The organism is Halovivax asiaticus JCM 14624 (genome assembly GCF_000337515.1).
GTDB lineage: Archaea > Halobacteriota > Halobacteria > Halobacteriales > Natrialbaceae > Halovivax > Halovivax asiaticus.
In genome coordinates this window covers 320,441-327,817 of the sequence record NZ_AOIQ01000017.1, presented here as the reverse complement: position 1 = coordinate 327,817, position 7,377 = coordinate 320,441, and the positions used below count along the sequence as shown (strand labels likewise).

Annotated in this window: 7 protein-coding genes; 5 read left to right on the top strand and 2 right to left on the bottom strand. The window is 69.3% G+C overall.

Annotation, left to right across the window (positions count from 1 at the left end; translation table 11 throughout):
- The first annotated feature begins 72 nt into the window (after positions 1-72).
- Positions 73-1,620 (top strand): flippase, encoded by a 1,548-nt coding sequence (locus tag C479_RS11825; RefSeq protein ID WP_007702737.1) that lies wholly within the window; start codon positions 73-75, stop codon positions 1,618-1,620.
- Between the two features lie 113 nt (positions 1,621-1,733).
- Here the strand turns inward: C479_RS11825 and trmY are convergent, their stop codons facing one another.
- Positions 1,734-2,330 (bottom strand): tRNA (pseudouridine(54)-N(1))-methyltransferase TrmY, encoded by a 597-nt coding sequence (trmY, locus tag C479_RS11820; RefSeq protein ID WP_007702734.1) that lies wholly within the window; start codon positions 2,328-2,330, stop codon positions 1,734-1,736.
- Between the two features lie 105 nt (positions 2,331-2,435).
- On the opposite strand from trmY, the gene C479_RS16565 reads away from it, so the two are divergent.
- The 4 genes from C479_RS16565 (at position 2,436) to C479_RS11800 (ending at position 5,722) form a co-directional block, all read left to right on the top strand.
- Positions 2,436-2,603, top strand: a complete 168-nt coding sequence (locus C479_RS16565) for an HVO_A0556 family zinc finger protein (RefSeq protein ID WP_169317779.1) — start codon at positions 2,436-2,438, stop codon at positions 2,601-2,603.
- A gap of 107 nt (positions 2,604-2,710) precedes the next feature.
- On the top strand, positions 2,711-3,490 hold the full coding sequence (locus C479_RS11810) for an alpha/beta fold hydrolase (RefSeq protein WP_007702729.1): 780 nt from the start codon (positions 2,711-2,713) through the stop codon (positions 3,488-3,490).
- Between the two features lie 87 nt (positions 3,491-3,577).
- Entirely contained in the window at positions 3,578-4,894 is a 1,317-nt protein-coding gene (locus tag C479_RS11805; RefSeq protein WP_152415886.1) for an AMP-binding protein, read from the top strand.
- A 102-nt stretch (positions 4,895-4,996) separates the two neighbouring features.
- A complete protein-coding gene (locus C479_RS11800; RefSeq protein ID WP_007702724.1) occupies positions 4,997-5,722 on the top strand; it encodes a type 1 glutamine amidotransferase in 726 nt (241 codons plus the stop codon).
- 29 nt (positions 5,723-5,751) lie between these two features.
- Here the strand turns inward: C479_RS11800 and C479_RS11795 are convergent, their stop codons facing one another.
- Positions 5,752-7,176, bottom strand: a complete 1,425-nt coding sequence (locus C479_RS11795; protein ID WP_007702721.1) for a hypothetical protein — start codon at positions 7,174-7,176, stop codon at positions 5,752-5,754.
- Positions 7,177-7,377: the final 201 nt, after the last annotated feature.

The window sequence follows — 7,377 nt, the reverse complement described above, 5'->3', positions numbered from 1 at the left end:
GGACGGCGAAGCCGACGACGGAACGACGGGCAGCGAGGTGACCGCACGTCTCGAAAATCTCGGGTACATCTGATGGCCGATCGGGCGCGAGAACTCTCGGCACTGCTCTCGAGCGCCGCGCTCGTTATCGCCGGCGGGATGGTCGGTTCGGTGGCAAAACTCGGCGAGCGGGTGGTGATCGGCCGGCTGCTCTCGCCCGACGCCTACGGCGAGGTGAGCATCGGCCTCGCACTGTTGACGTTCGCGGCCACGTTCGCCATCGCCGGCTGTACCCAGGGCGTCTCCCGGTTCGTCCCGCGGTACACCGACCCCGCTGACCGGCGGGGCGTCTGGGTGAGCGGGTTGCTCGTCACGGAGACGCTCGCGCTCGCGGCCGGGGCGATCCTGTTCGTCGGTGCGGAGTGGTTCGCCGCGCATCTGTTCGAAACCGAGGCGGCGGTCCCCTTCCTCCGCGTGCTCGCACTCGCACTGCCGTTCCTCGTCGGCTTCCGCGTCGCCGTCGCCGCGATCCGGGGGTACGAGAACACCGTCTATCGTACCGTCGCCAGGGACCTCCTCGACCCGACGCTGCGAATCGGCCTGATCGCGCTCTTGCTGGTCCTTGGCTGGGGGATCGTCGCCGCGAGCGTCGCCTACCTGGTCGCAGCGGGCGCGACGGTCGTGGTCGCCCACCTGTTGCTCTCCCGGCTCGTGGCCCTCCGTGGTCCCGTCCGCACCCACGTGCGCGAACTGATCACCTTCTCCGCGCCGCTCGTGGTCGCGACGGTGGTCGGCACACTCCTCACCCAGACGGACACCGTCATGCTCGGCTACTTCAGAAGTTCAGCCGAGGTGGGCCTCTACAGCGCCGCCTATCCGCTGGCGGCGGGCCTGCTCGTCGTGCTCACCGCCTTCGGCTTTCTCTACCTTCCCATCGCCTCCAGACTCGACGCCGCGGGCGAACGCGATGCCGTCGACGAGATCTACGCCACGACGACGAAGTGGGTCTACGTCGTCACCTTCCCCGCGTTCGTCCTGCTCGCGGTGTTCCCGGCGGACGTCCTCGCGCTCGTCTTCGGCCCGGCATACACCGACGCGGCGACCGTCCTCCCGATCCTCGCCGCCGGCTTCTTCGTCTCCGCGGCCGCCGGCCGCGACCGGGAGACCCTCTCCGCACTCGGGTCGACCACCTGGATCGCCGTCGGGAACGGTGCGGGCCTCCTGTTGAACGTGGTCGTCAACCTCGCGTTGATCCCACGCTTTGGCATCCTGGGCGCCAGCGTCGCCTCGGTCACCTCGCTGGTCGCCGTCCACGTCGTCATCTGCGGCGTCCTCGCCGTCCAGTACGACATCACGCCTTTCTCCACGGAAGCGACCCGGACGTATCTCGCCCTTCCAGTAGCGATACTCCCCGTGACGGTGCTCGCGGCCGAGTGGCTCACCATCACGCCGGTCACCGTCCTCCCGTTCCTCGCGGGCACGGGACTGTGCTCGCTCGTCGTGGTCGGCCTCGTCGGTGGCTTCGAACCCGACGACGCTGTCGTGATCGACGTCCTCGAAGACGCCCTCGGACGACCCATCCCGATCGTCCGCCGGTGGATCCCGGAGGCGAGCACCGAGTCGTCGCTCTCGGCCGATTGAAGCCTCACTCAAGTCGTCCCGCGGGCTGGAGGAAAGAGAGTGAGCCAGCGCGAATTCGAACGGTGGAGACCGACGCCCGGCCAGAGAACGCTGTGTCCCACGAGTCCCCGATCTCAGAATCGCTCGTAGCCGTCCGTGTCGAGCGCGTGATGGGCGACCGTGATCGCTTGGTCGGCGTGCAGCGCGTGCGGACCCAGGCGAACGCGGCGATCGGTGTACTCGGCGAGCGTCTCGCGTTCGGCGTCGGTGAAGTCGCCGTGGTCGGAGAGGACGAACGCCGGCTCCTCGGGGAGCGGGCCCGCGACCAGCGGGTCGCCGTCCTCGTGGAGGTGGACGATCGTCGCCTCGGCGGCGAGTTCGTCGAGCGTTTCCGCGAAGCCGCGCCGATACACCTCGAAGCCGGGGCTCGGTTCGGCCGGGAGCGCGCCGATGGCCTCGTCGCGGTGTTCGAGCGCCGTCCTGATGCGGGCGGCCGTCGAGCGCTCGTCGGGGTTCAGCCGGCGGACCTCGCGCCCGTCGACGGTGATTGTGAGTTCGTCCTGCAGGACGAGGTGGACGCGGACGTCTTCGCGGATGCCGTGCGAACGCAGGAGGGCAGCCGTCAGCGATCTGCAGAGGGCGTCCAAGCGACCGGCGCCGCCCGCGAGGTCGTCGAGCGAGAACGACGGCGTCGTCGGCACCTCGTGGGCGAGACAGACGAACTGGCGCATACCGTCTCGGTCGCGGACGGGGCGGATAGGTGTCCCGATTCCGAGCGGTACGGGTTGCATACACAGGCCGAATCGGTATGCGTCGACCCGGCGACCGGAGACGATATGGCGAAGGCTGTATCCGACGGAGACGCGATACTGTGGCGGTTACGCGGACATTCGTGTCCGAGTTGTGAGGACGGAACGCTCGTCCTGAAACCCTACAAGGGCAACCGGGCCGTGGTCTGTGACGGCTGCGAGACGCCGCGCGCCCAGGTGTGGGACCAGGTGTGAGCCGGCGGGCGAGCGACAGTGCGCTCGGGTGTGGGATCGGACAGTAGCTGACGGAGACAGCGCACGAGATCGAAAGGAACCTTTGAGCCGAGTGCGTCGGATCACGCATGCCGACGGTTTCGAACGACGGCGTCTCGCTGCACTACGAGGTCGACGGAGCGGGGACGCCGGTCGTCTTCGTGAACGAAGCGGGCTTCGGCGGCTGGTCCTGGGGGTGGCAACACCGGGCCGTCACGGGCCCCTACCGGAGCGTCGTCTGGGACCTCCGGGGGACGGGCCGCTCCGACGCTCCCGACGGGCCCTACGAACTCGAGACGCTCGTCGACGATCTCGAGGCGATCCTCCAGGCGCTCGACGCTCGCAACGCACACGTCGTCGGGGCCGGCCTCGGCGGCGTGGTCGCGCTGCAGGCCGCCCGCGACTCGACACGAATCGAGACGCTCACGGTGATCGGGACGCCCGCACGGGCGGAGGCGGTCGATCGTGACGCGCTCGTCGTCGACCGGGATCGAACCGCCCTCCGGGCGTCGACCGAATCGCTCCTCTCGTCATCCTTCCGGGCCGAGCAGCCGGACGTCGTCGACGGCATCGTCGAGTGGCGCGAGGACGGTGACGCCGATCCGGCGTCCACGCGCGCCCAACTCGACGCCGCCTCCGGGTTCGACGCGACGGCGTGGGGCTACGAACTGACGACGCCGACGCTCGTCCTCCACGGGAGCGACGACTTGGTCGTTCCCCACGACGCCGGTCGCCGCCTCGCCGAGTCGCTCCCCCGTGGCGAGTTGCGATCGATCGACGGTAGCGACCACCTGCCACAGATCGAACGATCGCGGGCGGTCAACGATCATCTACTCGGGTTTCTGGCGGACCAGACCGACGACGAGTAGCGTGAGCGGTAGCGCAGCACCACGTCATACCCGTCCCGGCGAATCCGGCCCGCCGGTTTGACGGGGATCGCCGTCGTGATTTCCAACGTGTCAATCGACGCGCGGGCCGCCCGGTGGGGCGACCGAACCGCAATCGTCGACGTCGCCGAGACCGACCGGTTCGCCCCGGCGGGGACCATCGACGACGATCGCCTGACCTACGGCGAGCTCGCCACCCTGTCGTCGTGGCTCGCCGACGCGCTCGCAACCCAGGGCGTCGAGGCTGGCGAGACGGTCGCACTCCTCTCGCGCAACCGAATCACCGGCGTCGCGCTGCTCTTCGCCTGCGAGCGCCTCGGAGCCACGTTCGCCCCGATCTCGCACCGACTGACCCCCGTCAGCGTGGAGACGCCGCTCTCGCTGCTCGACCCGGCGATCGTGCTCGCGGAATCCGCCCAGCGCGACCTCGTCCGAAGCGTCGATGGCGCCCGGACGGTCGCGCTGGAATCGCTCTTCGACGCCGACGGTGGCGGGACCGGCACGACCGTCGGAGCGAACGGCGACCCGTCCGACACGACCGTCGGCGCGGACGATGGCTCGGCCGACACTGCCGCCGACCCGCCCGACGAATCGCCATCAACAGGCGGCCCGAATCGAGGGGACGACGGCGAAGCGGCCCCACTGCTGGCCCTCCACGGAAGCGACGGCGCGCCGATCGCCGCGTACTCGGCCGCAACGGTCGAGGCGAACTGTCTCGCGGCGGTCCTGACGTGGGGACTCGGGCCGACCGATCGGACGATCCTCCTCCGGCCGCTCTCGCGACCGGACGGACTCCTGGCCGTCGCGTTGCCGACCCTCTACGCGGGTGGTCGACTCGCTATCGACCGGGCGTTCGACCCGGCCGACGCGGCGAAAGCGATCGCGGCCCACGGAGCGACCCACCTCGTCGGAACGGCGGACGAATATCGGTCGATCCTCGCGAGCGACGGCGGCGCTGCGGCGCTTTCCGCCGTCGATCGAGCAGTCGTCTCGGGGCGGACCGACGGCGAGCTCCTCGACTCACTCGACGCGTGCGCCGGGACCGTCGACCGATCGTTCGGCTGGCTGGGCTGTCCGAACGCGCTCGCGAGCGACCGCGAGACGTCCGAATCTGCACACGACCAGCACGCGAGTTTCCACCCACAGGTGATCGGCCGCCCGTTCCTCGACGTCGACGCCCGACTGGTCGACGACGGGACCGTCGTGGCGGGTGCGGGAACCGGTGAACTTGCCGTGTCCGGGCCGGTCGTGGCCAACGACGTGGTCCCCGGCGAGGACGGGAGGGACGGCGCGCACCCACGACGGTGGCGACGGTCGGGCACCCGATTTCGGCGCGACGAACGCGGTCGATATGCGCTGGAGACGGACATGGACGAGACGCCCTGACAAATAGTGAGCCGCGGCGAAGCCGGGTCCCAGCGACGACCGGTGACGATCAGAGCACACCGGCACAACGCATATTGAGCCGGCAACCCAACTACGACTCGAATGCGCCGACCGCGACTCGCCCTGCTCGATGCCAGCCACGGAGACGAGAACGTCCCACGGAACTACCGCCGCGAGCTTTCGGCCTCGCTCGCCGAATTCGACGTGACGGCGGGGTCGCTGCCGGCGGACTACAATGTCGACGGCGTGGTCGTCACCGGCTCGCGATCGTCGGTCTACTGGGACGAAGACTGGATCGAGGCGACGAAGGCGTGGGTCGGAGGTGCAATCGACCGCGGGGTTCCCTGCCTCGGCGTCTGCTGGGGTCACCAGCTACTCGCCGACGTACTCGGCGGCGAGGTCGCCGACATGGGCGTCTACGAGATCGGCTACCACGAGATCGACCGGACGACCGACGAGTCGGTCCTGCTAGCGGGCATCGACGAGACGTTCCTCGCCTTCACGACCCACTCTGACGCAGTCGTCGACCTCCCCCCGGACGCGATCGAACTCGCCAGAAACGAGTACTCGAACCACGCCTTCCGCCGCGATCGCGTCTTCGGCGTTCAGTTCCATCCTGAGTACGACGCCCAGAGCGCCCGCGATCTGACGATGGAGAAGGAACTGGACGACGACCGTCGCGAGCGCGTCCTTGCCGGTATCACCGACGAGAACGCCCGGCGAGCCGCCGAATCGAAACAGCTCTTCGAGAACTTCGTGGCGTACGTCGAGGGCGTTCGAGGGGACGCCGACGGAGAAGGCGGTGTCGAACGCGCCGGCGCGGACTGAGCCCCGGCTGGGGGTGATCGGGCCCACACTCATTCGGCGACGGAACCCGACCGCTGGCCGTCGAGAGGGGTTCGCGACACGGACGCGGCCGACCGGCTGAGTTCCACGTCGAGATCGGTCTCCGGGTCGAGCAGGAGGCGAACCACGTCGCCGTCGACGGTGTGAATCGAGAGCTCCGTCTCCCGTCGCCGGGTGAACTGGACCCCGGCACACTCGGTCCCGTACCGGCGTGCGATCGCCACGAGGCAGAGACAGCCGACAGCCACGACGAGGGCGAGAACGACCAGCGGGGCGGTCTCGATGACAACGAGCGAACCGACCGAGGCGACGGCGAGCAGTCCCGCCAACCCGCGGGCGACCCACCACCCTCGCGTCGATGGGGCAGGAGCGGACAGCGAGCGAAGCGATCGTCCCAGCCGACGCGACCGACGTGAACGCTCCACGGCAGGCACTCGCGAGCGGACGGCGTGTGTCGTGGACGTTCGAGCGACGCGCACCGTCGAACGGAATCGCCGCCCCAGTCGTCCGACACCTGCTCGCCGTCCCAGACGTCGGACGGTCGATCGTCGACGGTCGACGACTGACAGCCACGTCCGCCCGAGGCCGGTAATCCTGACGGAGGCCGTTCTCAACCCACGCCACGCCTGCCGAGCGACGCGTCGAATCGTTCGAGCCGGTCGTGACCGCCACGCGAGACGCATCGACCGTGCCAGTGGCGCGAGCGGACGATCAGTCCGCGTCGCGTACAGCCGATAGCCGGCGTCCGCGGTCGTCTCGATCCGCGCCGGGAACGCTCGTAGCTGTACCCCGAGCCACCACATCGCCGTCGAACCGCGCGAGTGGGCCTCCCAGTACGACGATCGCGTCCGGTCGGCGGTCCACCGAGCGAGCCCGACGCCGCGTCGGCGAAGCCATCGGACCGCCGACGAGACGCGGTCGGTGCCCGCGAGACGGAGGCCAGCCCACGCCCCAGCGAGCCGTCGGTACGTCGTCGCGAGCGTGGTCCATCGATCACCGATCCAGCGGGTCGTCAGGCCGATCGCGCCGGTCGGGAGCAGGCGACTACCGAAGAAGGCGAGAAGAACGGAACACGTCGCGAGAACGACGAATGCAGTCTGCGGGACCGATCCCTCGGCTGTCCACGCGCCCGTCGTGAGCGAGAGGGTGAAGGTTAGGAAGGCAATCGACAGGCCACCGAACACGACGGTGAGGAGTCGCCGGTCGACCCCCTCCACCGTCAGCCGAGATCGCGTGAAGCTCCGGATCGTGCTGATCGTCGCGTACTCGACCTCGACGACGTCGCCCGCCGCGGAGAGACAGACGACGCGACGGTCCGTCAGGCCGATCGAGAGCGGTCCGCGGACCGACTCGTCGACCAGTCGCCCCTCGGTCACGACGCGAAGGTCCTCGTCGGGGACGAGTCGCGCGGAGAGGTGCCGGCGATCGGGCTGCATCGCCCAGAGACGCACCGTCGATCGGCTAAGTAAGTGACTGCCTAGGAGAGACGGGCACATGCCAGGTCGTAACGGGGTTCGGTGGTGTGACGATGACCCGCCGACGACGATTGAACTGGACACAGCGACCGGTCGGCTTTCGAGGCAGAGGGCGAGACGACGGACTGTAACCGGCGAACGAAGTGACCCGGCGCGTACCGG